This window comes from Vibrio sp. YT-18 (genome assembly GCF_033337345.1).
In the GTDB taxonomy this organism is placed as follows: Bacteria; Pseudomonadota; Gammaproteobacteria; order Enterobacterales; family Vibrionaceae; genus Vibrio; species Vibrio alginolyticus.
In genome coordinates this window covers 25,087-51,578 of record NZ_JAWOQO010000008.1, presented here as the reverse complement: position 1 = coordinate 51,578, position 26,492 = coordinate 25,087, and the positions used below count along the sequence as shown (strand labels likewise).

Below are 26,492 nucleotides of genomic sequence, written 5' to 3'. Positions count from 1 at the left end.
TCTTATAAAACCGATAGTTGAGATTGTTGCAATTTGAACTTGCGACCACTGTAAATGAACACCGCGACAAATACCGCGCAGCTTGCCACACGAACCAACATTGGGATGTCGTGCCAAACCAGCAATGTACCCACCACTACCAACAAGAGACGAGTCAGAATGTTTAGAGGACCTTCCAAGTAGCCTTCAATCGCACCAATCAATGCATAGGTTCCGATGATGGCGAAGAAGCCCACGGTAATTACCGACGTTACATCCCAACTTACTAAGCCTGTGTAAGCAATCAGCAGCGGTACAAGATACAAACCTTTAGCGATTTTCCATGCCATCAAACCGGTACGCATTGGCGGTGTTTTAGCGATGGTTGCCGCAGCAAAGGCGGTCAAACACACTGGAGGCGTTACGTTGCTGTCTTGCGATAACCAGAAGATGATGAGGTGAGCAGCCAGCAATGCCAAGCCTACCGCTTCCATACCCAAACTTTGCTCTAGTAGGGTTTCCATAAAGTCTGCAGGTACTAACGCCACCATTTCTTTCGCGGTTTCCAACGCCATTGGTGTATTAAGCAGTTCCAACTTTTCTGGCGCTGCCAACATAAAGATGGCTTTTGCTTGTTCAGGCAATTGACCCGATACCATCAATTCAAGCAATTGGTTTTCCGCAATCAACTTGTAAAGCGCAGGGGCAGACAGTGTACCCAATACAATATACGCCGCTGTCACAGGTAACCCCATACCCAAAACAAGAGAAGCGAGCGCAATCAGAACGATCATGATGAACAAGTCACCATTCGCCCAACCGTCGATCATCAATGAGAAGGTGTTGCCGATGCCCGTTGTGCTGATCACGTTGATCACCAAACCAATACCCACCAGCAATACGGCGGTTGTCGCCATGTTTTTCGCACCTTGTGAAAGTGCTTCGATGATCGCTTTTGGTCCCATCTTGTGATCTTTTGAGAACCAAGAAGCCACCACCACAGAAATGATCGACAAGCCAGCAGCGTAAGTTGGCGTAAAGCCTTGAACCAACAAAGTAACCAATACCGCCAGCGGGATAAGGTTGTGCCAACCGCTGATCAGCACTTTCAGTAGAGATTCATCGCTGGTCGTGATTTTTTGAACGCCGCTGCGTTTGGCTTCGATACGCACAAAGAACGCCACAGACAAGAAATAGATAAGAGCAGGAATGAAAGAAACGGCAATAATATCAACATAAGGAATTTGCGTGTAAGACGCCATTATGAAAGCACCCGCTCCCATCACAGGTGGCATCAACTGACCACCTGTCGACGCCGCAGCTTCAACGCCCGCCGCGAAGCGCGAAGGGAAACCTGCTTTTTGCATTAAAGGAATACTGATAACACCAGTTGAAACCGTATTTGCCACACTAGATCCAGATACTGAGCCCATCAATCCCGAGCCAATCACTGCGATAAAACCGGGACCACCAATGATTTTGCCAGCCGCAGCACGTGCCACATTGATGATGTAATCACCGACACCAGAGCGAACAAGAAACGCACCGAACAGAATGAACATGAATACGAAAGTCCAACTGATGCGTGAGATAGAGCCAAACATGCCCTCAGAAGAATAAAAGCTACGGTAGAGCAAAGTTTCCATGCTCAAACCCGGGAAATGGAAAATACCTGTCGCCCACTTACCCCAAAGCACAACGTAGCTTAAACACACCACAATCAGCACTGGAATAAACCAGCCCATGGTGCGTCGGATCAGCTCAATCACAATCAGAATTGCCATGATGGCGAAGACCCAATCGCTGGTCACGAACTTAACACCACGTTCATACAGCGCATCTTCGGCATAGGGAATATAGAGTAAACATGCGACCGCGCCCATGGCAATTAACACATCGATACCGAGTGCAATCTTACTCTGCTTGAGAGAGATATGAGCCGGATACCAAAGCGCACAAATCACCGCAAAGCCAGCAAAGTGGGTCGCGGAAATCCATAACTCTGGTAACGTCGATAAGGTATTAAACCAAATGTGCAAAGCAGACAACACCACGCCAAACACTGTGATTGTGGTGGTTACCCACGGAAAATCAGTGCGCGTGGGCAGCTCAAACTTCTGCAATTCCTTTTCTATTGAGTCGCTCATCTCATACTCCAAGCTCTGGCGGCTTTTTCCATCTTAGAAATCGGTAGGGATAAAATGCCCCGAGCCGAAACTCGGGGCCAAGTTAGCGTTATTTCGCCATTAGGTCTGATGGGATTTCGATGCCCATTTCTTTGTAGTAACGCGCCGCGCCTGGGTGAAGAGGCACTGGCAAGCCAGCGATCGCTTTCTCAATCGCCATTGCTTTTGTTGCTTTGTGGATACCTTGTAGGAAAGGCAGATTCTCGTAGATCGCTTTGGTTAGTTGGTAAACGTCTTCTTCCGAGATATCTTCACGAACTGCCAAGAAGTTAGGCTGTGCAATGGTGGTGATCGGCTTATCTAGCCCCGGGTACGTATTCGCAGGAATCTCGTACTTCGTCCATAGGTTGTAGTTGCCGTTCGCCTCTTTGATTTGCTCGTCAGTAAACGAGAGAATCGAAATGTCTTTACCCAGCGCAGCAAAAGCTTGGGTTACTGCACCAACTGGCACACCCGCAGGCGTGTTCATGCCGTCAATGGTGCCGTTTTGAAGTGCGCTCGCACTGCCGCCGTAGCCCATGTACGCAAGGTTGAATTTATCAGGGTCGACCTTCAGACCTTTCATGATTTGGCGACCAGAGTTCTCAGTACCAGAATTCTTCTTACCGATAGAGAACTTCTTGCCATCGAGGTTGTTCAGGTCAGTCACTGTGCCCGTTTTTGCTAGGTCAGAGCGAACAATAAAGTGCTCAACGTTTTGCCACAGCATAGAGACTGAACGCAGTTGTTCTTGGCGACCGCTCTTCTCATAAGGACCTTCACCAGACCAAGCCCACGCACCGTAAAGACCTTGTAGAATCGCGAACTGTGCTTCGTTTTCATTCAGCAGTTTAACGTTTTCACCAGAGCCCGCAGAGCTGATTGCAGAAAGGGAGAAGTGGTGCTTTGGTGCCAACTTCACTTTGCTTAACGTCGCCAACGCTACGCCCACAGGGTAGTAAGTACCACCTGTCGATGCCGTTGCAAGAATATAGCTACGATCTTCTGCCGCAGCGTTAGCAGCAATACCAAAAGAAGTCACAGCGACAGCCAAAGCTTTTACCAGCTTATTCATTTTCATTATTACTCTCCGTGTAGTCGTTTCACGATTGGGGATTTACATCATGTTAAACCTTTATTAACAACACATTCCCTAGAGCAATTGAAATGCCAACTTTTAACCCTTTGTATTTATTGAACTAAGAGCTGAAAGACATCAAAAATGAGCAAAATCATGCTGATTTGATAGCAAAGTAATGAGCAAGATCTTGCTCATTGAAGAGGAGAAGGTTGCACGCCTAGATCGCAAAAGGTTAATAAAATGTGATCAAGACAAAATAAATGCACGATTCACTAATAAGCAATATTTTGCCGATGCAATTTTGGATTGAATTGCAACTAATGAGCGTCTTAACAATAAGAAGAAAAAGCGCATCATTCTAAACTGCTCAATTTATCAGCTGAGGTTTATAGCCTAAACGACTACAAATAGCACAAAAATACAGCAAAGAAAGCCATGTTACAAAAATGAAAAGTCATTTATTCTAATTTTTAATTTAAAAAGCAGCTCGATCCACCAGTTCAGAAATAAACATTGACCGTATCAACTTATTTTCTACTTCGGGGTTGTGCCAATGGCCCTATGTTCGTTAGTGTAACAACACGCCAAGGCAAACGTATTCCTTGGTATTTTTTCGTCTTTAAGGATCACCCATGTCAGCAACTGCGCAATTACAATTCGCTTTAAAACGCCCATCTGGCGTTGCTGCTGCGATCCTCCTGCTCTCTCTGAAACTGATTCAGAGCTGACAGGCTATATCTAAACTTTCTGTCAGCTTGAGAAGAAGCTGACGGGAACACCACATACTCCTCCCATTCCTTTCAGTTTCTTCCAAGCGAAACATAAGAGGAATAACAATGTTAAGCGCACGCAATATCGCCGCTTTGGGCTTCATGACTTTCGCCATGTACTTAGGCGCGGGTAACCTGATCTTCCCTCCATTTTTGGGTTACCAAGCAGGTGAAAACTTTCTGAGCGGGATGTCTGGCTTCCTCTTGACGGGTGTAGGTCTGCCTGCGATGGCACTGGTGATGGTGGCTATCGTAAACGGTTCAGACAAATTAACCGCTGCCCTACCTAAACCTTTGGCGACCAGTTTTTGGGTGATGGTGTTTATCGTGATTGGCCCTGCGTTCGTGATCCCACGTGCAATTACCGTGGCTTACCAATTTAGCTTTGCGCCAATGTTTGGTGATGCAGCTTTGGTGCCTTTCACTATTGCCTTCTGTGCTATCACCATTCTATTTGCCCTATATCCGGGTAAATTGGTCGACAACCTAGGCAAGATCTTAACGCCTGCCTTGATGGCAATCTTGATCATCATGTCTGTGACGGCTTTGGTTTCTCCTGCAGGTGAGCTAACTGCCGCAACGGGACCATACCTATCTGGTGCATTTGCTGAAGGCTTAACCCAAGGTTACATGACCATGGATGCATTAGGTTCTATCGGTTTTGGTTGGATTATCTTCCGCGCGATTCGCAGCATGGGTGTGGATTGCCCGAAAGCCACCGCAAAATACACGCTAATCGCAGCTTTGATGTACGCGGTTGCCATGGCGTTTGTTTACATCTCATTGGCTTACATTGGCTCGACAAGCTCATACTTGGGTTCTGAGTTCAGCAATGGTGGCGACATTTTAACGGCATTCACCTTCAGCCACTTCGGCGCGTTTGGTTCACTACTACTAGGTGCCGTGATGGTATTGGCGTGTTTGACTACTGCTATCGGCGTAACCACCGCAGGCAGTGAGTTCTACGACAACACTTTCAGCAAAGTGAACTACAAAGGCTGCGTTATCACGACCATGGTATTGGCTGGTTTGATCGCCAACGTAGGTCTAGAGCAACTATTGGCTATCACATTGCCAGCGGTTGTGGCGCTTCACCCAGTCGCGATTGCGTTGATGATCATGGCACCAGTGCGCAACAAGATGTCGCAAATCATGGTGGTAGCAACCGCATTCACTGCTCTAACGTTTGGTTGTGTTGATGCGCTGCACATCCTAGGTTACATGCCAAGTTCCACTGATGAGTGGATGGGTAATTACATGCCTCTGTACAATGACTTTGCTAGCTGGATTGTGCCTAGCGTATTTATGATGATTGTTGGTCTGCTGTTTACGACGAAAACCAACCAAACCGAACAATTCGAGCTGGTGAATGAATAGCCGTTTAACATAAGACATCGCTCAATAAGTGCGTTACTATGTAGCTCGCTTATTGATATCAGGCAAAGGAGTTGCCTGAATGAAAGATTGATATGGGTCGCCTATGGATAATCAGTATCTAGACATCAGAACACTGAACTTTATCGTTATTCTGTTCTCTTGCATTTACTCTATTAGTCTGCTTTGTTATCAATACACTCAGGGTAGAGTCAAAGGCTTAAAAACCTTCTCGATATCACTACTGTTTATTGGTTTAGGCCCTTTTTTACTTGGCTTTAGAGGCTCTGCGCCAGACTGGCTGACCATCGTCATAGCCAACACTCTCATATTAGTCGGCTTCTTGCTTACGCTATATAGCGTAAGCATTTTTCGTCAATACCCTTTAAAATTGGCTCACTGTCTTACCTTGTTAACACCTGTTTTCAGTGGTTCATTTTACTATTTCACCTTCCATGACCCTTCTATCAAAAGCCGCATTATTTATCTGAGCATGTATATTTGTATCGTCACCTTCTTTAGTGGTGTCGCCATGCTTAAAGGTACCCAAAAGGACTTAAAGCTCCCTGTTAAAGCAATGGCTTACTCTTTCTTTGGATTTAGTTTTTTTATGGGATTTAGGGCGCTTTGGAGTACTTTTTCAGGTGAGTTACCAAGCTTTATGGTCGCAGGCCTTATCCATCAGCTGACGTTCTTATTTAGCATCTGCCTGATCGTTGCTTTGAGCTTTAGTATGCTGTGGTTAATTAACGGACGCTTGGTGCAATCCATTAATGATCTCTCTCATTTAGATGCACTCACAGGGCTATATAATCGTCGAGCCATGGAAGAAATCGTTCCAAACTTGGTTAGTAAAGCACATAAAAAAAGCCAAGCAATCAGCATTATTATGACTGATGTCGACAAGTTCAAAGCGATTAATGATCACTATGGTCACACGGTTGGCGACTCCGTCATGGCAACGATCTCCACTATTTTTAAAAAGCATCTTCCTGAGTCCGCCTGCATTGTGCGATTTGGTGGTGACGAGTTCATGATTGTTTTGCTCGAAAAAGCACAGCAAGCCAAAATTGTCGCAGAGCAAATTCGCCTTGCGGTCGAAACTGAAACCGCTTTGCAATCATTTAAAACTGAAGTGACCATGAGCTTTGGTATCAGTCAGTTATCTGAGGGGCAATCACTTCAAGAGGCGCTTGCTGAAGCAGACGAAGCGCTATATAGCTCTAAACATACTGGAAGGAACCTCGTTACCTTGTTTGGAGAAGGTAAAGACCTAAATTATAAGTTTGTCCCAGCTCCAGCCAAAAGCGCATAACGTGTTTGTTATGCCAGTAATTTCGAATTAGCTAGAAATCGCACTAAGTATAGTCGGAGCGATTCAAACCAAACTTCTGCATCTTTTGGTTAAGGGTTCGACGTGGTAAATCCAACTCCTGCATCACCTCATTGATGCGTCCATGATGCCTGACTAAAGAATCATGTAGCACCTTACGTTCAAAGTTATGTAGCTGAATCGCCAACGGCACGCCCGCATGCGTCTCTTCGGTTGTTGAGGATGGTCGACTGGAGAGAATTTCCATCACGGAGACGGTTTCATCCAATGCAAAACGCATCGCTACATTCCTAAGCTCACGTACGTTACCGGGCCAAGAGTAAGCAAGAATGGCCTTTCTATCGGCTTCACTCAGCAGACGACTCTCAGGATTACTTTTCAGAGCAAAGTGTTCGAACAAGATCAACGCATCTTCTTCTCGCTCACGTAGCGGTGGCAAATAGATCTGCGCCACATTAAGACGATAGTACAAATCCTGACGAAACTCGTCATGATCATTGAGATCTTCTTTCGCGGCGGCGATCACTCTCAAATCAACTGAGATCTGTTGGTTGCCCCCAACGCGCTCTACCGTATGTTCCTGTAATGAACGCAACACTTTCACCTGCATGGACAGCGGCATACTCTCGATTTCATCAAAGAATAAAGTGCCTTTATCCGCGTATTCCAACTTACCAATGCGCTTTTTACCCGCTCCGGTAAATGCCCCTGCTTCATGCCCAAACAGCTCACTTTCAAACAGGTTCTCAGGAATAGCGCCACAGTTGATTGGCACAAAATGATAGGATCTGCGTTGGCTTTCATTATGCAAACTGGTCGCCACCAGCTCTTTACCACAACCTGTTTCGCCGTAAATGATCACGTTAGTATCAATGCGTGCTAACTTGGCTACTTGTTCTCTAAGCTGTTGCATCACTCGGCTTCGCCCAATCAACACCTCTTCTAAGCCGCTAACGCTAGATAGGTACTCTTGGCGATCTTGAGTAGACGTTTGTGCGCGATAGCTCTCGACCGCTTCGGTTACTCGTTGGGATAAACGCTCAGGTTGGAAAGGTTTCTCAATAAAATCGAACGCACCGTTTTGTAACGCCCCTACTGCCATATCGACGTCACCATGTCCGGTGATCAAGATAACTGGCGTTGGGACGTGATTGGCAATCAGGCTTTCTAGTATCGACAAACCATCGGTGTCTGGCAGGCGAACGTCACTGACAATCGCATCAAATTCTTGGCTCAGAATGGCCGCTTTGCCCTCTTCGCCTAAACTGAATGAGGTCACATCGAACCCCGCCAGTTGCAGCCATTGGCTGGTAGCCTGACGAACAATGTCATCGTCTTCGATAAGTGCAATTTTAGGGATGTCGTCAAAAGCCATGAGTTACTGCCTGCTTTGTGGGGTGGGAAAGAAATCGATCTTTATTAACGGTAGCAAAAACCACTGAGGAGAAAAGGAGCTAGATCTCACTTCTTGCTTACAAGTCTTTAACATCCAACCAGTTAGGCGCACTCTTTAATGACTGTTGGTGAGAACGCACTAGCTGAATGGAGTCGGTATGCAGCGCAAAAGGAATGGCAAAACATGGCTTGTGGTCGCAATTGCGGCAGTGCTGATGTTGTCTTGCTATAGCGCCAGCAGAGAGGTTGCCCGTCAGTGGTTGAGTGTACAAACTCAAACCGAAGCTCAACAAAAACTACTCGACTATATTGGTGAAGTTCGCCGTGCACTCAAACGCTTCTACCACTTACCTTACCTCGTAACCAATAACCCAGAAACCATCGCGTTTGTGAAAGGGAATCTGACTTATTACGAGCCATTGCAAACCCAACTGACTCAGCTAGATAAAGCCGCCAATACGGAAGGTTGGCTAATCCTGTCTAACTCTGGCGAAGTATTGGTCTCGAGTTTAATCGAAGAGCGCTTTAGCCTGTCTGACCGAAAAGCCATTGTGGAACAAATTCACAACCAAGGCGGCGGTGTTTCCTTGGTGAACAAAACCAAAGGTTCGAGCCCATTGTATTATCTTGCAGCCCCTATCTACGATGGTCTGGATATCGCTGGCATTGTGGTGGTGCAAATCAACCTTAGCTTGTTGACCGAACAGACCATTACTAGCCAAGACATCATCACGTTGCAGAATCGTCAACAACGCTTTTTCCTATCGAGTAGCGCGCTTTATAACGCTGACTGGTTTAACGAACCGAGCAACACCGTTCAGTTAGAAACGCAACGCTTATACGACAACACCAATATCAGTGTGTGGACGCTCAACCAGCAACGCTATTTTGCGCACACCGTTAAATTGGATGATTTGAATTGGTACGTAAGCTACCTCACCCCTTCTAAGCCGATTCAACAAACCATCAACGTGATTGGTTGGAGCGTCGCTGTGTTGCTCTTATTGGTTGTATTACTCGTCATCATTGGTCTACAACGTCGCCAAAAGCACATCAACCAACAACGAATTCAAGCCCTGTTGGAAGAGTCCCAACGCCGCTTGAAACAGATGATCAATAAGACCCACGTTGGTTTGCTATTGATTGATGAACAAGGTCAACTGTTCGATCTCAACCCAATGGCGAAGCGTTTGTTCTGTTTACCAGAAAGCGTCAATCGACACGCTTTTGCTTGGGAGTTATTCGATGCAGGCAATCCCAATTCCACCACACTTAAGCTACTGAAAGACTTACCTAAACATAAAGAGCTCGCAGAGATCAGCACGGTCGAAACCATTGCCAGACGCAGTGACGGAAGCGTCTTCCCTGTCCTGTTCTCGCTAACCAGTTTCCCTTGGCATGGCGAGCAGTATTTCCTTGCAACGATCATCGACATCAGCAAGCGGAAAAAAGCCGAACAGTCACTGCAACAGGTCAACCAAGAACTGGCACAGCGAGTAGAAGAGCGAACTCAAGCGCTAAAAGAAGCACAAAGCCAGTTGATTGAATCGAGCAAAATGGCCGCTTTGGGTCGCATGTCGAGCGCGATCACTCATGAGCTCAATCAGCCACTAACAGGTTTGCGAACCCTGCTCACTACAAACGAGCTGCTAGCGGAACGTGGCGAAACCGAGATGATGAAAGCCAACAATGTTTTGGTACAGAAGCTGATTGATCGTATGGCAAGCATGACCAGTCAGTTAAAGACGTTCGCCTACAACAAACCAGAAAGCTTACAGGCAATTTCTCTCACCTCTGCACTCGAAGAGACCTTACGCGTTTATCAAACCCAATTAGACAAAGTGGATGTACGTGTTCGAGTTCCTCATGACTTACCTAACGTCATGGGTGAAGAACAACGACTGCTTCAGGTACTCGGTAATCTTGTCTCGAATGCGCTAGACGCAATGAACAACACCACCAACCCGCAGCTCAACTTGATCGTCAATCCAACTGTTAATCAGGTCGAACTGATCGTCAGTGACAATGGCTGTGGCGTGTCGAATGAGATGCTTGAATCCATGTTCGAACCCTTCCAAACCTCAAAGAAAATTGGTGAAGGATTGGGGCTGGGTTTAGCGATTACGGCCAACAATATGCGTGATATGAACGGACAAATTACCGTGCATAAGAATGAACAAAATGGGCTGACTTTCACTCTATTGTTCAAATCAGCCTAGGTTGATATTGATTACAAAATCATCATTAGAACTAAGCATCCCCGCTGTTTGAGAAAAATACGATCTCGATACAAGTATCGAGGTGTCTCCTACACTATTCTCAAGCAATAAATCCACAAACATTTCCTAAATATAAAGAGTGAGAAACATGATTAAGTTTCCTGAACATTTTCTTTGGGGTGGTGCCATTGCTGCAAACCAAGTAGAAGGGGCGTACAACCTTGGGGGTAAAGGGTTATCGACATCAGACATGCTGCCAAACGGTATTTTGAGTCCGCATCAAACCCGTGAAGAACGTACACCGGGTATCAAAGATGTGGCGATCGACTTCTACAATCGCTACCCAGAAGACATCGCGCTATTCAAGGAGATGGGCTTTAACTGTCTGCGCCTATCTTTAGCATGGAGCCGCATCTTCCCGAACGGTGACGAGCTAGAACCTAATGAAGAAGGTTTGGCGTTCTACGATAAAATTTTTGACGAACTTGCCGAGCATAACATCCAACCTTTCGTGACATTATCTCACTACGAAATGCCTTACGCACTGGTCGAGAACTACGGTGGTTGGGGCGATCGTCGCGTCATCGATTTCTTCGAACGTTATGCTCGCACTGTGCTGGAACGCTACAAAGACAAAGTGAAGCTGTGGTTAACGTTCAACGAAATCAACATGTCACTGCACGCACCATTTACTGGTGTTGGTTTGCAAGAAGACGCCAGTGAACAAGAGATTTACCAAGCGATTCACCACCAACTAGTCGCCAACGCAAAAGCGGTAAAACTGTGTCAGCAAATCGTACCAAACGGCAAGATTGGTAACATGCTGCTTGGCGCAATCAACTACCCATATACCTGTAACCCTGATGACGTGCTTGCTGCAATGCATGAAAACAACAAGTGGTTGTTCTTCGGTGATGTGCAAACACGTGGTCAGTACCCTGGCTACATGAAGCGTTACTTCCGCGAAAACGGCATTGAAATTCAGATGGAAGCAGGCGACTTAGAAGAAATTGCGTCTGCGAGTGTCGACTTCATCTCATTCAGCTACTACGCAAGTGGCTGTGCTAGCGCGGATCCGAAACAGAAAGAAGTGGGTAACATCGTCGATAGCGTACCAAACCCATATCTTGAGAAGAGCCAATGGGGCTGGTTGATCGATCCAAAAGGCCTGCGCATTCTGCTGAACTTCCTTCACGATCGCTACCAAAAACCACTGTTTGTCGTAGAAAACGGCTTAGGTGCACGTGATGAAATCGATGAAAACGGTGAGATTCAAGATGATTACCGCATCGCTTACTTGAACGACCACCTTGTGCAAGCACACGAAGCGATTCTGGATGGCGTTGAGTTGATGGGCTTTACCAGCTGGGGGCCAATCGATTTGGTCGCGAACTCAACCGCTGAGATGAGCAAACGTTACGGCTTTATCTATGTCGATCGTTATGATGATGGGCAAGGAACGCTAGAACGTAAACGTAAGAAAAGCTTTTTCTGGTATCAAGACGTGATTCGTACTTCAGGCGGTTCATTGAAAAGCTAAGCCTGTTGTCTAGGTACAAAGTGCAACTAGGCATTCGCCTAAACCATCAAGCCCTGCAATTGCAGGGCTTGAATTTTAAGGTGTTTATTCATTTAGAGATTAAACTGCAATCTCTCCACCGTCTTCACGGCGAATAACCACTGTCGCCGCTCGTGGGCGCACAGAAACACCAGCAGGCGTTTCTTCGGCTGCATCTTCACTGTATGGCCAGTTGCCTGGGTGCTGAATATTCACAAACAATGATTTGTAATCAGGGCTGATGGTAAAGCCTGTTACTTCACAACCATTTGGTCCGACAAAGAAGCGTTTCAATTCAGCTTGATTATCCGCACCAATCACAGCTTGATCACCATTCTCATCTGTTAGCTTAGATGGAACAACAGCCAACATTTGATCATTGGTGTAAGACGTGACTTCATCTGCGCCGTTATCAGTCTGAATCCACAAAATACCACGGCCATCAAACGCTAATCCGTCTGGGCTCGCAAACTGGTTTAACTCATTCAAGCCAGAACGGTTGGTATCTGCATCACCATTTGCTGGCGAACCAAACACAAAGATATCCCAAGTAAAGTCAGTTGCTGAAGCACCTTCATCCCAACGGATAACATGACCAAACTTATTATTCAAACGTGGATTCGCAGGATTGGTTTCATCTGTACGGCGCGTATTGTTCGTCAATGTTAAATATACTGAACCCGTGAATGGATCAACCGTACACCACTCTGGTCGATCCATTGGTGTTGCCCCAACTAAATCCGCCGCACCCGCAGTATTGATGATAATTTCAGCCAGTGAATCAAAGTGATCCGCTAACGTACCACCAGCGGTTGTTACGCTATCAAGCGTTAATGGTAACCAAGTACCTGTGCTGTCTTCATTGAAGCGCGCCACATACAGTGTGCCTTCGTCCATGTACTTGTCACCCATCGCCAAGCGGTTATCAGGGTTAGCATCTGCTGGATCCCACGCTGCCGCAGATTCAAATTTGTATAGGTATTCAAAGCGAGAATCGTGACCAGAATAAAATACCACTGGTTTGCCTTCTTCAAGCTTACCGAAAGTACAGCCCTCGTGACGGAAACGACCTAGCGCAGTACGTTTCTTCGCACGTGAGTTTTGCGTGTAAGGGTCAATCTCGACAATGTAACCGTGACCATTGGCTTCATTACGGTAATCATCCATCGCACTTGCTCCTGTTGGAGCCACATTAAAGCGAGAGAACTCATCAAGACGCTCTTCTGCATTACCTGCTAATGTCTCCCACAAGTAGCGTGTGCTTTGGTCATCAACACCAATGCGATCTTGCTCTTCTGTACGAGTCCCGGCGTTAACAAAGTAACCAGGCCAGTTCTCTTCACACGTTAAGTAAGTGCCCCACGGCGTGTAGCCGTTGCCACAGTTGTTTAACGTACCACGCGCTTGGCTGCCATCTGGTGAGAAACGAGTGACAGTTAAAGATGTGTGGGCTACCGGGCCAGACAAATCCATGACTGTCGCACCAGTATAACGACGGTTTAGTGGGTCAGTATCAACCAACTTCCACATGTTGTCTTCCAGTTGAATGCGAACCACTGATACACCGTGCGCGTAAATCTCTTTGCGCACTTCATCTACAATGGTACGTACGCCATTTTCAACCGTCGGACCGTTTGGATGCAGTGCTGATGTGTCGATGTACTCGTGGTTAATACATAGCAAGCCATCTGTAGTGCTATCGTTCAATGGGAAAAAATGCATGCCGTCATGGTGCATGCCTAGCGCATTTAACTGATCGGTACTGGTGTTGGTACCATCATTTTGCCATGCGCTGCCTTGTGCATTAAGTGGTGTTCCCCAAGGTACTAGTACTTGTGCGGTGTAGCCTTGTGGAATTGAAACTGCGTCAGTGAGTGAGCCAGGGATAGATTCAAAGTTAAGAACGGCTTTAGATGCGCCCGAACCACTGCTTACTGTACTCCCTGAGTCAGACGAGTTACAACCAGCCAATCCGAAAGCACCAAACGCTGTCATCGCACTGATACCTAAACCACCTTTCAGAATGCTGCGTCGAGATAGGCTCGCTTCTAATACTTCTTCAAATGGTTTGTTTTCACTTTGGTTATAACGCGTCGCGTCAAAGGTTTCCTTGCTCATTTTTACTTTCCCGATCTTATAGTTTAATTAATAAATAAGTGATTAGTTGAACGGCAAGAAGTTTGGATAAGAAAAATGACAAAAGTGCTTAAAACATATGAAACTTGTGTTTCAACAATACTGCAAACCAACCAACACAGCTAACGAAGCAATTAAATTCTGGTCACATAATCACCAACTGTATCGCTTCATTCTGATTTTACTTGGGCTAAAGTATGATAGAAGGTATAAGGTGTACGAAATCAAATCATCTACGAGAGATAATCATGAAATTAGACAAGATCGATAACAAGAGCCGTCGTATCCGTAAAAAGCTGTTCTTAGGTGAGTTCGCAATCCTAGGTTTCGAGATCAGCTGTGAAACAGACATTAACGACTTCGACCGTTACGATGCATTCGTTGATGACTTTATCGACTACATTGACGAGCTTGGTCTTTGCTTCGGTGGCGGTGGTCTAGAACTGTTTGAAGGCTTCCTATGTTCTACTAACCGTTACGGCAGTGCGACTGAAGAACAGAAAGCGCAAGTTATCAAATGGTTAGAAGCACGCCCAGAAGTGAAAAGCGCGCAAGCGGGCGAACTAGTTGACGCCAACTACCTGTAACTAAAGGGCAACCTGTAATACGCAGAGCTCAATAAATGGTAGAGAAAGCTGGTCTTAAGACTGGCTTTTTTATTTTTGGAAGAATGCGATATTAAAAATAGGGTGCTTGGGAAGTTGCGCGGAGTGATTTTGGCGTTTTTGAGCTGGCAATCAACGGGAAACTGCGTTCCACAGCCAGCTCGTGCCTTTAGGTATAATTAACTATGATTTTTTAGCTGGGGCGTCTTTCGTGTCTTTCCAGTATTGAATACGCACACGATGTAGCTGAGCTCTTCTAGTCTTTTTCATAGTAAAGTCCCTCATCTTATATAAGTAACGCTCCTCATGGAGCTTATTGTCTAAGGTCGTATCCCCTTCAATCTATAAGGGAATCAATCATTTAACCGTGACCAATTTCACAACATAATGATAATTACCGATTTCTTGCAGCCTGTTTTTACTGGCAAACGGCATATTATCTATCTGACACAGTTAACTTACTCACCAGATATGACAGAAAAATGGCAATCAAGTTCCCTACTTATACTGTCATTGAATCTTAATAAGGATTAACAAGGTGGGCATTTCAGATTTACCATACTGTTTATAAAAACCGCAAGATTTTTTATTTCTTTTCAAACAAATCTCTACTCAAGATCAATTCACTTTCATCTTTATCGTCTCCCTTTTAACGCATTGTGATCCAGTTCAATCCACAGAACTCGGAACAAAAAGCGCTCATTAATACATTCACTACCAAACTTGTGCGAGATCTCTTACAAGAGTTGTAAGCAAATAGATTAATCACCTCTAAGAGCAATGCCAGAAAAAACATTAAATATATGATTTAAAAGTAATATTTAAATTCACTTAAAATAATAAGTAAAAATAATTTAGAAAAGTTAATTGAGTCAAATCAGCAAAACATCAATACTCAATTTGTCGACAGGATGTTGGCGGGAACAGGAAAAAAGCCTAAAGGATTGGGTATCTTCAGGATGAAGATTTGATAGCTTAGGATGAGTTGTCAGCAAGGATGTAGTTAAGCTCTAGGATAGAGTTCGCCCGTCAGGATGATAGGCAAGAATGGACACCGCTAGGAAGGCGATGAACAAGGAACTCGGTTAAAGGACTTAGCCACAATCAAGGATAGATGCAGGGAGCACCTATTAGTAGCTGGATTGCTGCGAAAAAGAATAAGCCCCGTCTGGGAAACCAGGCGGGGTTTTATTTTGTCTGTAATGTATTGATAACGATTCATCTTTATCGTTTAAGTCTTCTCTGTTTTCATAAAACACCGTGCTATCATTTTCTTTACGTCTCCCAACAAAGCTCTCAGAAAATCACACACTATGCTTAATCCTGTTTGGTTACATACATTTAAGACATTGATTGAAGTCGGTCATTTTACGCAAACGGCAGAAAAACTTTTTATGACTCAGCCTGGCGTCAGCCAACACATCAAAAAATTAGAGCAAAGTTGTCAGCATGCCTTGATCAAGCGCGAAAACAAGAGCTTCGAATTAACCGAGCAAGGCAGGATTGTCTACGCATATGCGCTCGAGTTAGAAGATAGAGAGAAGAAGCTGCTCGAAGAGCTCAGTTTTGATGATGCGTTTTCAGGCCACTGTAAACTGGCTTGTTCTGGTGCAATGGCGTTAATGTTGTATGGGCCCATTTTGGAGAAGCAAAAACAGCACCCGAGCTTATCGTTACATTTAGAAGCCGCGCCAAATCAATCTATTCTCAACGCCATAACGCAAGGGCACATCGATATTGGTATCGTGACTGATGTTCCCAACAAAGGTCTGTTTCACAGTGAGCGAATTGGTAAAGAGAGGTTGTGCTTGGTTCTGCCAAAGCATTATCAAAATAAGCAGATAACGCCACAACTCTTGCATGACTGTGGTGTCATTAGCCACCCTGATGCAGAGCATTACATGACGCTGTTTTTTGACCAGTGTGAAGAACCACAGCTCCAAGAAATTAAGATGAGCGATTTACCATTATCCGGCTACGTAAATCAATTGAGCCAAATTTTGCTACCTGTCAGCAAAGGACTTGGCTTCACCGTGCTGCCTCAAAGTGCGGTCGACAATTTTCCGCTAAAAGACACGTTACACATTGCTCAATTGAAAAACACTGTATGTGAAGAGCTATTTCTAGTTCGTAAGCGCAGTCGTGCTCTACCTCTGCGCTATCAGACCATCAAAGAAGTGTTATTGGATGTGATCGGTGGCGCGCATCAATGATGTTAGCCACTCTTCGCTGGTAATGCGTTCCTCTTGGCAATCCACCCAATATGGTTTGCCAGATAACCAGCTCTTTGACGCGACCTCTTTTATAAACACATCCACGGAATCAACGTCATCTTTGGCGTAATCCCATTTATTGCGCATGTGTTCTGCCGCTTCTTGATTAGTGTACGCCTTGCCGTTGCGGATAAAGGTGCAAGAGGATTGCTCAAATCGTTTTATCAACGTCGAGATATCTTGCTCTACCCCTGCTAGTGCAAAGGTCGGCAGAATGCTTAATGTAAGTAACAACGTCCACTTTGCTTTCATCGCACCTTTATCCTTATCCCTGACCACGTAACTACTAATAGTAACTACTGATAAGTGACTTAACTATTCTGGTGTTTGGCTGTTTAGTTCAGCAATTATTGCCACCATGCCTGAGCAGGCTGAGGCTCCGCAATCGCCAAGCGTTGACCGATCTCAGGGCTAACTAACGTTACACCGCGCTCTTCACTGATGTCTAACGCGCGTTGCATCGGTTCATTCCAATCGTGCATCGATAAATCAAACGTGCTGTTATGGATCGGCATCATAACTTTGCCCTGCACATCGATGTGTGCTTGAACGCTTTGCTCTGGGAACATGTGAATGTCTGACCAGAGTTCATTGTACGCACCTGTTTCAATCATGGTGAAGTCAAATGGACCGTACTTTTCGCCAATCTCTTTAAAGCCATTGAAGTAACCAGAGTCACCACTGAAGAACACTTTGTGTTGTTGTGCATTGATAACCCAACTGCCCCACAGCGTCGTATCGCGGTCTGTCAAACCTCGACCAGAGAAATGCTGAGTCGGAGTTAGTGTATATTCAATGCCGTCAACAGAGTGTGACTCCCACCAGTCTAGTTCGATCACTTTTTCTTTGGGTACACCCCAATTCACCAGCAATTGGCCAACTTTTAACGGCACCAAGAAAGTGCCCACCTTGTCGCCTAGCACTTTGATAGAAGCTTTATCTAGGTGATCGTAATGGTCATGACTGATCACCACCACATCGATAGTTGGCAAATCTTCTATCGTGATGGGGGTTTGGTGAAAGCGTTTTGGCCCTGCCCATTGTACAGGAGACGCGCGATCACTGAATACAGGGTCGGTCATCACCAGTTTTCCGTCGAGCTTCATTAATACGCTTGAGTGACCCAGACGATAGATGACGTCATCTTGCTCTTCTAACAGTTGCCGCGCTGTGATCGCATGCACTGGAATTTCAATCGTTGGTGTTGGGTTAAGGCGCTCAGTCGTAAAATACGCTTTCATGATTTCGAACATGTCGCCCAAACCGCTTTTGTATTCCAACTCTGTATTTGCAAATTTGTCCGGGTATGTTGGCGCTTTTTCAGTATCAACATTAGAACAAGAAATCATGGATGTACCCATCGTGAACGCTCCTACTGTGGCTAGCAAAGTTTTTTTCATAAAAAGTTAACCCGAACAAAAGTAAACTACACGGTGCAGTTTACATTCTAATTATCAAAAGTAAACTACTTAGTGTAAAATAGATCAAGAAATGATCTTCTTAACTTAGCAAGCTTATGAATGTAAAAAGAAAAAGTCGTAGCGAAACCAAAAGAGAAGCCATCCTGTGCGCAGCAAAGCAAGCGTTCCAAGAGTTTGGGGTGCAAAACACCAGCATGGATAAGCTCTCTTCAATCGCGCAAGTCTCTAAGCGCACGGTCTACAACCATTTCCCTTCTAAAGAAGCGATCGTGACAGAGTTACTAACCGAACTATGGCGTTCTTCAATGATGGATAGCGACATTGAACGTTTACCAACACTCCCGCTAAAAGATCAATTGATTGAATTACTCTACAGCGAGATCATTGTGGTGACGGAACCAAACTATATTGAGCTGGCAAAAGTGGCATTCGGGCACTTCTTATTTAAGCCGGAAGATCTCAAAGAACAAGCAGAACAAATGTCGAAACAGGAAACCGCCCTGTACCGCTGGCTTACTGAGAAATCGAACATTGGCGCTTTGCAAATTGATGATGTACATATAGCGAGCACTCAATTGCACAACTTACTTAAAGGCAGTGCATTCTGGCCGCAGTTAATGGGAATTCGCCCCTCTTTGTCGAATGAAGAATCTAGGCTGTTAGCTACCCAAACGGCGGAACTTTTTTTAAGTCACTATCAAAACAGCTAAAAACAGCGGTCAAATTGGCCGCTTTTTTAAGCGATAATTCGTGACAAAGCGATGAAATTTTTGCTCAATTTTATTTATCTCACCCTTGACAGTCTCATACCGCAAGGCGTGAGCGTTCGATAAAATATTTTTGTCGTGTCGACGATGCTTTTTCGTTTTCATCTCACAAAAAAACGCCCTAAGGTGCGCACCTCTGACGACGTGGTTGTTCAACCACAATTCTAAATCGTTGAAGTAAGTAGGTTATGTCATAACATGATCACCTGCCTACTGCATTCTATGCTCTATACTTATATTTTAATTTGGTACTGACTTACTAAGGAATTGCCATGCGTATTGCTATTCTCTCTCGTAATGAGAATTTATATTCAACCATGCGCCTAAAACAGGCGGGTGAAGAACGTGGGCATCAAATCGATGTGATCGACACGCTTCACTGTTATATGGACATTACGAGCAACAACCCTAAGATCCGCTACAAGGGTGAAGAATTACCGCAATACGATGCTGTTATTCCGCGTATTGGGGCATCTATTACGTTTTACGGCACTGCTGTTGTACGTCAGTTTGAAATGATGGGTACATTTTGTGTCAACGAATCTGTCGCGATCAGCCGCTCTCGTGACAAGTTGCGCTCATTACAACTGCTATCACGTAAAGGCATCGGTTTGCCACGCACTGGCTTTGCTCACCATCCTGACAATATTCAGGACGTGATCAAAAACGTTGGTGGCGCACCTCTAGTGATTAAATTGCTAGAAGGCACTCAAGGCATTGGTGTTGTACTTGCTGAAACAAATAAAGCGGCAGAAAGCGTGATTGAAGCTTTCATGGGTTTGAAAGCTAACATCATGGTGCAAGAATTTATCGAAGAAGCAAAAGGCGCGGACATCCGTTGTTTTGTTGTCGGAAATAAAGTAATCGCCGCAATGAAGCGCCAAGCAAAAGAAGGCGAGTTCCGTTCTAACCTTCACCGTGGCGGCTCTGCACAACTCGTGCGTTTGAGCAAAGAAGAGCGTGCGACCGCTGTAAATGCAGCGAAAGTGATGGGCTTGAACCTTTGTGGTGTGGATATCCTTCAATCTAAAAATGGCCCAGTGGTAATGGAAGTGAACTCTTCTCCTGGTCTAGAAGGCATCGAACTAGCAACGGGTAAAAACATTGCAGGTATGATCTTCGATTTTATCGAGAAAAACGCTAAGCCAAATTCAAACCGTACTCGCGGTAAAGGTTGATTTTTGTTTAACGCACAAGAGAGCCAAAAACCGGCTCTCTTGTTACTCGTCGCTAGGATGACACTATGAATCAGAAAATGATCATTGGGAATGCCGAAGCTATTTGCTTGCCAGAGTTAGGGATTACTCACCTTGAAGCGCGTATTGATACAGGCGCTCAAACCTCTTCATTACATGTAGACAATATTGATTGCTTTGAAAAAGATGGTCAGTCTTATGTTGCATTCGATTTGCACCCAGATGTATACCATTTAGAACAAGTGGTTCGCTGCACAGCGAAACTAAAAGCAAACCGTAAGGTTAAATCTTCTAACGGTACTTTTGAGCACCGCTGCGTGATCACGACGATGCTGCGTATGGGCGACCAACAATGGCCAATCGACATTACGTTGACTAACCGTGAAAAAATGACTTACATGATGTTGTTAGGTCGTCAGGGCATGGCAGACAAGGTGCTCGTTGATCCTAGCCAATCTCACTTATTGGCATCTTAACCCCGTAGCTTCAGATGAGTGATCGAACGTTTTTGTTGAGCATCACTCGTCTGGCTTTATCTTCGCCTACTTCCTACGAAATAACGCAAACAACAATCCCTTCGCTTTAACTTTTGTCACTCGCCAGTGCGTCATTGGTTTAGTCGGCGCTGTATTCAAAATGTGCTGATACGCTTTTTCATCCAAAGTCACCTCTCCCCCATGTGCCAAAAGCAAACATTGCGGATTCATCTCAAACACACGCTTTAATGATTGCCGATATTGATTCGGATGAAATATAGGAAACGGCGCAATCAGATGCTTTTTCACCTGCACCATTAAATCCGCCACATACAACACATCTTGTTCAGAATGATAAACCGACAGATCTCGGTCGGTATGCCCTAGCGTTTCTAGCACCTGCCAATCATCAAATCCAGGAATAAACTGTCCATCAATAAGTTCAATATCTGGCTTTAGCTTGCGGGAATACCACAGGTTTTGCTTTGGTTTACGCATCCGATTCGCCATCCAGCGTGCTAACATCAAATCGGTCAAATGCATTAGCCAACCGTCTACACCGCTATACCACTGGCTCTCTCGCTTTGCGGCCAATAGCTTACATCCTGTTAAATCACGTAGTTTGTGCGCACCACCAGCATGGTCTGGATGCATGTGGGTCACAACAACCAACTTTAGGTCAGAAAAAGGACGATGGAGTTGATGTTCAATAAAGTCTTTAAGATGAGGGATGTCTGCTCGACTGGCACCATCAAGCAACAATAATTTATCGGGATATTCGGCGAGATACATGGTCTGAATGTACCCCTGAACTCTGTGCAGCTGCAAAATATGTCCTTATTTTAGTGAGATGCTTCATGACCGAACCCTTACTGGTCAGACCAACTATAACAGCAGAATGGACGCTTCGGTAAACAAATATTCACACGTAGCGACGACAACAAATCATAATCGAGATGATAGATTTTAATCATTAGACTCAAGGGCCCTTTTATCCGTTAATGCGCGCACACGGAGTTCGTGTCAGGGTATGAGGTAAATGCCTCATGATTTGCTTTTTTGTACTTTTCCTTCTAATTAATTAAGAAGTTAAGTACATTTTTGTGAGAATCGAGTTGGAAAAAGCAACTAAATTAGACCGCATCCGCGCGGACTACAACGTTCACTACTGGAGCCAAGGTTTCTACGGCATTGATGACCAAGGCGAAGTATATGTATCACCACGTAGTGATCGTGCACATCAAATCCCTTTCAGCGCTATTGTAAATGAGCTAGAAGCGCAGCAGTTAAATCTGCCTGTATTAGTACGCTTCCCGCAAATCGTGCACCAACGTGTGCATGGTATTTGCCACGCATTCAACCAAGCAATTGAAGAATACCAATATCCAAACAAATACTTGTTGGTGTACCCAATTAAAGTAAACCAACAACGTGAAGTGGTGGATGAAATTCTAGCGAGCCAAGCTCAACTAGAAACCAAGCAGCTTGGTCTTGAAGCGGGTAGCAAGCCAGAATTGTTGGCGGTACTTGCATTGGCTCAACAAGGTAGCTCCGTGATCGTGTGTAATGGCTACAAAGACCGTGAGTATGTGCGTCTTGCACTGATCGGTGAAAAGCTGGGTCACAAGGTATTCATCGTACTAGAGAAGCTTTCTGAGCTGGATCTGGTACTAGAAGAAGCGAAAAGTTTGGGCGTAAAGCCGCGCCTTGGTTTACGCATTCGCCTCGCCTCTCAAGGCGCAGGGAAATGGCAAGCAAGTGGCGGTGAAAAATCGAAGTTTGGTTTATCAGCATCGCAAGTGCTTAGCGTTATTGAACGTCTTAAACGCGAAGGCAATCTAGACGCGATGCAACTGGTTCACTTCCACCTTGGTTCACAGATGGCAAACATCCGTGATGTACGCAATGGTGTGAACGAGTCTGCACGTTTCTACTGCGAACTACGCGCACTCGGTGCAAACATCGAGTACTTCGATGTGGGCGGCGGCTTGGCAGTGGATTATGACGGCACACGCAGCCAATCATCGAATTCGATGAACTACGGCCTTGCAGAATACGCACGTAATATCGTCAACACAGTGGGCGATGTGTGTCTGCAATACGAACAACCAATGCCAGTGATCATTTCGGAATCGGGTCGCTCGCTAACAGCGCACCACGCTGTATTGATTTCTAACGTAATTGGTACCGAATCGTACCTACCGGAAGAAGTACATGAGCTTGATGATGACGCTCCGCTTTTGCTACAAAACATGTGGCGAAACTGGGAAAACTTACAAGATGGTACAGACGCTCGTGCGTTAATTGAGATTTACAATGATACCCAAAGTGATTTGGCAGAAGTGCACTCTCAATTTGCTACAGGCGTGCTTAACTTGGAACAACGTGCGTGGGCAGAACAATTGTCACTGCGCATTTACTTCGAATTAAGCCGCAAGATGAGCACTAAGAATCGCTTCCACCGTCCGATTCTGGACGAGTTGAGCGAACGTCTTGCGGATAAGTTCTTCGTGAACTTCTCTCTCTTCCAATCTCTACCAGATGCTTGGGGTATTGATCAGGTGTTCCCTGTTCTGCCACTTTCTGGTCTGGGCGAGGCGGAAGAGCGTCGTGCAGTGATGTTGGACATCACATGTGACTCTGATGGCGCGATCGATCACTACGTTGATGGTCAAGGCATCGAGAGCACGCTACCTGTACCAGCTTGGAGCAAAGACAAACCGTACTTAATGGGCTTTTTCCTAGTAGGCGCATACCAAGAAATCCTTGGTGACATGCACAACCTATTTGGTGATACCCACAGTGCTGTAGTCAATGTTGATGAACACGGTCAATTTGAGATCAGTTACATCAACGAAGGTGATAGTGTAGAAGACATGATGCGCTACGTTCATATCGACGTGGATGCGATTCGTGACAATTATAAACAATTGGTTTCACATCGAGTTGAAGCCAATGAACAAGCACAAATCCTAGCAGAACTAGAACAAGGTCTAGCAGGATACACCTATTTAGAGGACTTCTGATATGAATGATTTGTTTACTAAAACTGATTATTCGCTTTACTCCAACTCTATGTCGTTTTTACGTCTGCCGTACATTCGTAACCCGGTATCGGCAGACGCAGACGTTGTGGTGTTGGGAGTCCCTCTGGACATGGCAACATCTGGGCGTCCAGGTGCGCGTATGGGTCCAGATGCAATTCGCCGTGCCTCAGTCAACTTGGCATGGGAAGGTAAGAAGTTCCCGTGGAGCTTCAACGTATTGGATAAACTGAAAGTGATCGACGCAGGTGATCTCGTGTTCGATTGCGGTGATGCGGAAGATTTTACTTACCGCCTTGAAGCGGCAACCAGTGAAATTCTAAAAAGTGGTAAAACCATGTTGGGATTGGGCGGTGACCACTTCATTACGCTACCTATCCTGCGTGCCTATGCGAAGCATCATGGCCAAATGGCTTTGATTCACTTTGATGCTCATACGGACACCTATGCAAATGGCAGTTCATACGACCACGGTACGATGTTCTACCATGCGCCGAAAGAAGGTTTGATCTCAGCGAAGAACTCAATACAAATAGGCATTCGTACGGAGTACAAACAGCAAGATCACGGCTTCAATGTGATTAATGCGATGCAAGCGAATGACATGTCGGTGAACGAGATCCTAGAAGAAATTCGTCGCACCGTCGCAGACAAGCCAGTATATGTCACTTTTGACATCGACTGCTTAGACCCGGCCTTCGCACCGGGAACTGGTACACCAGTTTGTGGTGGCTTGAACTCAGACAAAGCGCTGAAAATTATTCGTGGTTTAGCCGGCATGAATATCGTGGGTATGGATGTTGTCGAAGTATCGCCTCCATACGACCACAGTGATGTTACCGCACTAGCGGGAGCAACCATCGCACTAGAAATGCTTTACGCATACGCATCTGAGCGCGAATAGACATAATCATTTCTAAGGGAGCTTCGGCTCCCTTTTCTTTCTGATGCCTTCCTCTACCTTTTATTCACTCGTTTCATCTTGAACTCAGATCAACCGGTCAGACGCTTTATTTTTGCACTTTAACCATTAAAACCAGTTACCTATAAGGCTCATTCTATTCACGAAAAGTAAAAGATTTAACGTAATTAGACAAAGAAATGCACCGCTTTTTGAAAACAAAATCGGATTACTTTTTCTAATTGAAATCATAGATTTTTATCTTGCTCAACTTCACACTTTTTGATTGCTAATTATACAAGCAAGCACTATTATCTCGCGCAAATACCCCGCAACACAAGAAGTCAGTTGGCACTCTGTAAAAGAGCGCTAAGGGTTTTTACGTCTTAAATTTTTTGGAGAGATACGCAAATGTCTGCTTCGTTTCCATTAGCGAAACTTACCTTTTTAATCGCTATATTGACTGCCGTGGGTCAAATGACCCAGACAATGTACGTGCCTTCAATCGGTCATATGGCGGGCGAGTTTTTGGTATCTGCGTCATCACTTCAAGCTGTGATGGCTTGTTACCTAATCCCATATGGCTTGTCGCAATTTGCGTATGGCACACTATCGGACCGCTTGGGACGCAAACCGATCATCATCGTCGGGCTGCTTATCTACATCGCGGGTACACTGGTAGCATTATTTGCACATCAATTTGAATGGTTCTTGATTGGTAGCTTTATCCAAGGCTTAGGTATTGGCTGCGGCGGTGCGATGTCACGCACTCTGACTCGCGATTGCTTTGAAGGCTCTGATCTACACAGAGCAAACAGTTTAATTAGCATGTGTGTGATTTTCTCACCATTAATGGCACCAGTATTAGGCGGCTACCTAACAGAAGCTTTCGGATGGCGGTCGAGCTACTTGTTCTTAGCGCTATTTGCTATCGCGGTTGTGATCACCATGATGACAAGCATGATGGAGACGCTACCAAAAGAGAAACGCAAATTCGAACCAGTAGCCAAAAGCTACAAACACGTTTTGTCTGACCGTCGCTTTCAAGGCTTTTTGATTTGCCTGGTTGCAACATTCGCTGGTGTGGGTGTATTCGAAGCGGCGGCTGGGGTGTTGTTAGGTGGGGTATTAGAATTACCTGCAACAACGGTAAGTTTGCTGTTTATATTGCCGATCCCAGGTTACTTGGTGGGTGCGGGCTTATCTAGCTACATCGCAAGACGTCGCTCTGAGCGTCGTGCTTTAAACGTAGGCTTGGTCTCTATTTTTGTGGGCTCTGCTATTGTGCTCATCCCAGGCTTGTTTGGTTTGACCACGGCGTTAACGCTAGTTGGAGGCGCAACCGTGTACTTTTTGGGTGCGGGTATTCTCTTCCCAGCAGCAACAACTGGAGCGATTGCGCCATTCCCATACCATGCAGGAACAGCAGGCGCGACATTAGGTGGCATGCAAAACTTGGGGGCAGGTGTCGCAACTTTGCTCGCGTCACTATTTCCAGCGCATAACCAGATGCCTTTGGGCATTTTGATGATGGCAATGTCGGTAATTGCAATGCTTGGGTTAATGTGGGTGAATCGAGCACACAATCACTCAAACGAAGTACCGCAAGTTATCTGATCATTATCAGCTTACTTTCAAAATCCAAAAGGGACACACTCAACAAGTGTGTCCCTTTTTTCATATCACACTATATCGATTCCCCGATGAGAATGATTTAACTTTCGAATTGATATTTGTTAAAAATAACAGCTGCTTACACAATGTGTTTTCAGCGCCCTTCAAATTGAGTATCCAACTCG

General features: G+C 45.3%; 19 protein-coding genes. 12 read left to right on the top strand and 7 right to left on the bottom strand.

Annotated elements, in window-relative coordinates; all coding sequences use genetic code 11:
* Positions 1-2: 2 nt before the first annotated feature.
* Both R7M72_RS12575 and R7M72_RS12570 read right to left on the bottom strand, forming a co-directional pair.
* Entirely contained in the window at positions 3-2,126 is a 2,124-nt protein-coding gene (locus tag R7M72_RS12575) for a TRAP transporter permease (RefSeq protein WP_206949469.1), read from the bottom strand.
* Between the two features lie 88 nt (positions 2,127-2,214).
* Entirely contained in the window at positions 2,215-3,225 is a 1,011-nt protein-coding gene (locus tag R7M72_RS12570; protein WP_005374185.1) for a TAXI family TRAP transporter solute-binding subunit, read from the bottom strand.
* Positions 3,226-4,061: 836 nt separating this feature from the next.
* On the opposite strand from R7M72_RS12570, the gene brnQ reads away from it, so the two are divergent.
* Positions 4,062-5,372, top strand: coding sequence for a branched-chain amino acid transport system II carrier protein (brnQ, locus tag R7M72_RS12565; RefSeq protein WP_005374201.1), 1,311 nt, complete (start codon positions 4,062-4,064; stop codon positions 5,370-5,372).
* A gap of 103 nt (positions 5,373-5,475) precedes the next feature.
* Entirely contained in the window at positions 5,476-6,684 is a 1,209-nt protein-coding gene (locus R7M72_RS12560) for a GGDEF domain-containing protein (RefSeq protein WP_005374203.1), read from the top strand.
* A 43-nt stretch (positions 6,685-6,727) separates the two neighbouring features.
* On the opposite strand, the gene R7M72_RS12555 is transcribed toward R7M72_RS12560, so the two are convergent.
* Positions 6,728-8,077, bottom strand: a complete 1,350-nt coding sequence (locus R7M72_RS12555; RefSeq protein ID WP_053349389.1) for a sigma-54-dependent transcriptional regulator — start codon at positions 8,075-8,077, stop codon at positions 6,728-6,730.
* Positions 8,078-8,255: 178 nt separating this feature from the next.
* On the opposite strand from R7M72_RS12555, the gene R7M72_RS12550 reads away from it, so the two are divergent.
* Together R7M72_RS12550 and R7M72_RS12545 are read left to right on the top strand one after the other, a co-directional pair.
* Positions 8,256-10,316, top strand: coding sequence for a sensor histidine kinase (locus R7M72_RS12550; RefSeq protein WP_064369501.1), 2,061 nt, complete (start codon positions 8,256-8,258; stop codon positions 10,314-10,316).
* 148 nt (positions 10,317-10,464) lie between these two features.
* Positions 10,465-11,856, top strand: a complete 1,392-nt coding sequence (locus R7M72_RS12545; protein ID WP_318056205.1) for a 6-phospho-beta-glucosidase — start codon at positions 10,465-10,467, stop codon at positions 11,854-11,856.
* Positions 11,857-11,955: 99 nt separating this feature from the next.
* On the opposite strand, the gene R7M72_RS12540 is transcribed toward R7M72_RS12545, so the two are convergent.
* The gene (locus R7M72_RS12540; protein WP_104980344.1) at positions 11,956-13,992 is read right to left on the bottom strand and encodes a PhoX family protein; all 2,037 of its coding nucleotides are present in this window, start codon (positions 13,990-13,992) and stop codon (positions 11,956-11,958) included.
* Positions 13,993-14,258: 266 nt separating this feature from the next.
* Between R7M72_RS12540 and R7M72_RS12535 the strand changes: the two genes are divergently transcribed.
* Entirely contained in the window at positions 14,259-14,597 is a 339-nt protein-coding gene (locus tag R7M72_RS12535; protein ID WP_054701928.1) for a YggL family protein, read from the top strand.
* Between the two features lie 1,331 nt (positions 14,598-15,928).
* Positions 15,929-16,828 carry a LysR family transcriptional regulator gene (locus R7M72_RS12530; RefSeq protein ID WP_005384184.1) on the top strand — a complete coding sequence of 300 codons (900 nt, stop codon included), beginning with the start codon at positions 15,929-15,931 and terminating at the stop codon, positions 16,826-16,828.
* On the opposite strand, the gene R7M72_RS12525 is transcribed toward R7M72_RS12530, so the two are convergent.
* Both R7M72_RS12525 and R7M72_RS12520 read right to left on the bottom strand, forming a co-directional pair.
* Complete coding sequence (locus tag R7M72_RS12525; RefSeq protein ID WP_005384187.1) at positions 16,796-17,140, bottom strand: DUF5329 family protein; 345 nt, start codon at positions 17,138-17,140, stop codon at positions 16,796-16,798. The two genes, R7M72_RS12530 and R7M72_RS12525, sit on opposite strands and share 33 nt — an antisense overlap.
* A gap of 95 nt (positions 17,141-17,235) precedes the next feature.
* Positions 17,236-18,249: an MBL fold metallo-hydrolase gene (locus tag R7M72_RS12520; RefSeq protein WP_213879698.1), complete on the bottom strand. Its 1,014-nt coding sequence runs from the start codon at positions 18,247-18,249 to the stop codon at positions 17,236-17,238.
* A gap of 155 nt (positions 18,250-18,404) precedes the next feature.
* Between R7M72_RS12520 and R7M72_RS12515 the strand changes: the two genes are divergently transcribed.
* The 3 genes from R7M72_RS12515 (at position 18,405) to R7M72_RS12505 (ending at position 20,748) form a co-directional block, all read left to right on the top strand.
* Complete coding sequence (locus tag R7M72_RS12515; RefSeq protein ID WP_154204151.1) at positions 18,405-19,019, top strand: TetR/AcrR family transcriptional regulator; 615 nt, start codon at positions 18,405-18,407, stop codon at positions 19,017-19,019.
* A gap of 329 nt (positions 19,020-19,348) precedes the next feature.
* Positions 19,349-20,254, top strand: a complete 906-nt coding sequence (rimK, locus tag R7M72_RS12510; protein ID WP_005374224.1) for a 30S ribosomal protein S6--L-glutamate ligase — start codon at positions 19,349-19,351, stop codon at positions 20,252-20,254.
* 65 nt (positions 20,255-20,319) lie between these two features.
* A complete protein-coding gene (locus R7M72_RS12505; protein ID WP_005384193.1) occupies positions 20,320-20,748 on the top strand; it encodes an ATP-dependent zinc protease in 429 nt (142 codons plus the stop codon).
* A 66-nt stretch (positions 20,749-20,814) separates the two neighbouring features.
* Here R7M72_RS12505 and R7M72_RS12500 read toward each other — a convergent pair whose 3' ends face one another.
* Positions 20,815-21,540, bottom strand: a complete 726-nt coding sequence (locus tag R7M72_RS12500; RefSeq protein WP_195723061.1) for an MBL fold metallo-hydrolase — start codon at positions 21,538-21,540, stop codon at positions 20,815-20,817.
* Between the two features lie 323 nt (positions 21,541-21,863).
* Between R7M72_RS12500 and speA the strand changes: the two genes are divergently transcribed.
* The 3 genes from speA to emrD all read left to right on the top strand — a co-directional run bounded on the left by speA (position 21,864) and on the right by emrD (position 26,310).
* Complete coding sequence (gene speA, locus R7M72_RS12495) at positions 21,864-23,774, top strand: arginine decarboxylase (RefSeq protein WP_054701946.1); 1,911 nt, start codon at positions 21,864-21,866, stop codon at positions 23,772-23,774.
* Between the two features lies 1 nt (position 23,775).
* Positions 23,776-24,696: an agmatinase gene (gene speB / locus R7M72_RS12490; RefSeq protein ID WP_005374233.1), complete on the top strand. Its 921-nt coding sequence runs from the start codon at positions 23,776-23,778 to the stop codon at positions 24,694-24,696.
* 408 nt (positions 24,697-25,104) lie between these two features.
* Positions 25,105-26,310 (top strand): multidrug efflux MFS transporter EmrD, encoded by a 1,206-nt coding sequence (emrD, locus tag R7M72_RS12485; RefSeq protein WP_005374234.1) that lies wholly within the window; start codon positions 25,105-25,107, stop codon positions 26,308-26,310.
* The last annotated feature ends 182 nt before the right edge of the window (positions 26,311-26,492 follow it).

Bases quoted from the DNA above. Each gene is read 5' to 3' on its own strand.
- R7M72_RS12560 (WP_005374203.1), top strand. From the start codon at position 5,476: ATGGATAATCAGTATCTAGACATCAGAACACTGAACTTTATCGTTATT.
- R7M72_RS12545 (WP_318056205.1), top strand. From the start codon at position 10,465: ATGATTAAGTTTCCTGAACATTTTCTTTGGGGTGGTGCCATTGCTGCA.
- speB (WP_005374233.1), top strand. From the start codon at position 23,776: ATGAATGATTTGTTTACTAAAACTGATTATTCGCTTTACTCCAACTCT.
- emrD (WP_005374234.1), top strand. From the start codon at position 25,105: ATGTCTGCTTCGTTTCCATTAGCGAAACTTACCTTTTTAATCGCTATA.
- R7M72_RS12575 (WP_206949469.1), bottom strand. From the start codon at position 2,126: ATGAGCGACTCAATAGAAAAGGAATTGCAGAAGTTTGAGCTGCCCACG.
- R7M72_RS12570 (WP_005374185.1), bottom strand. From the start codon at position 3,225: ATGAAAATGAATAAGCTGGTAAAAGCTTTGGCTGTCGCTGTGACTTCT.
- R7M72_RS12525 (WP_005384187.1), bottom strand. From the start codon at position 17,140: ATGAAAGCAAAGTGGACGTTGTTACTTACATTAAGCATTCTGCCGACC.
- brnQ (WP_005374201.1), top strand. From the start codon at position 4,062: ATGTTAAGCGCACGCAATATCGCCGCTTTGGGCTTCATGACTTTCGCC.
- R7M72_RS12520 (WP_213879698.1), bottom strand. From the start codon at position 18,249: ATGGGTACATCCATGATTTCTTGTTCTAATGTTGATACTGAAAAAGCG.
- R7M72_RS12540 (WP_104980344.1), bottom strand. From the start codon at position 13,992: ATGAGCAAGGAAACCTTTGACGCGACGCGTTATAACCAAAGTGAAAAC.
- R7M72_RS12505 (WP_005384193.1), top strand. From the start codon at position 20,320: ATGAATCAGAAAATGATCATTGGGAATGCCGAAGCTATTTGCTTGCCA.
- R7M72_RS12530 (WP_005384184.1), top strand. From the start codon at position 15,929: ATGCTTAATCCTGTTTGGTTACATACATTTAAGACATTGATTGAAGTC.
- rimK (WP_005374224.1), top strand. From the start codon at position 19,349: ATGCGTATTGCTATTCTCTCTCGTAATGAGAATTTATATTCAACCATG.
- R7M72_RS12555 (WP_053349389.1), bottom strand. From the start codon at position 8,077: ATGGCTTTTGACGACATCCCTAAAATTGCACTTATCGAAGACGATGAC.
- R7M72_RS12550 (WP_064369501.1), top strand. From the start codon at position 8,256: ATGCAGCGCAAAAGGAATGGCAAAACATGGCTTGTGGTCGCAATTGCG.
- R7M72_RS12535 (WP_054701928.1), top strand. From the start codon at position 14,259: ATGAAATTAGACAAGATCGATAACAAGAGCCGTCGTATCCGTAAAAAG.
- R7M72_RS12500 (WP_195723061.1), bottom strand. From the start codon at position 21,540: ATGTATCTCGCCGAATATCCCGATAAATTATTGTTGCTTGATGGTGCC.
- R7M72_RS12515 (WP_154204151.1), top strand. From the start codon at position 18,405: ATGAATGTAAAAAGAAAAAGTCGTAGCGAAACCAAAAGAGAAGCCATC.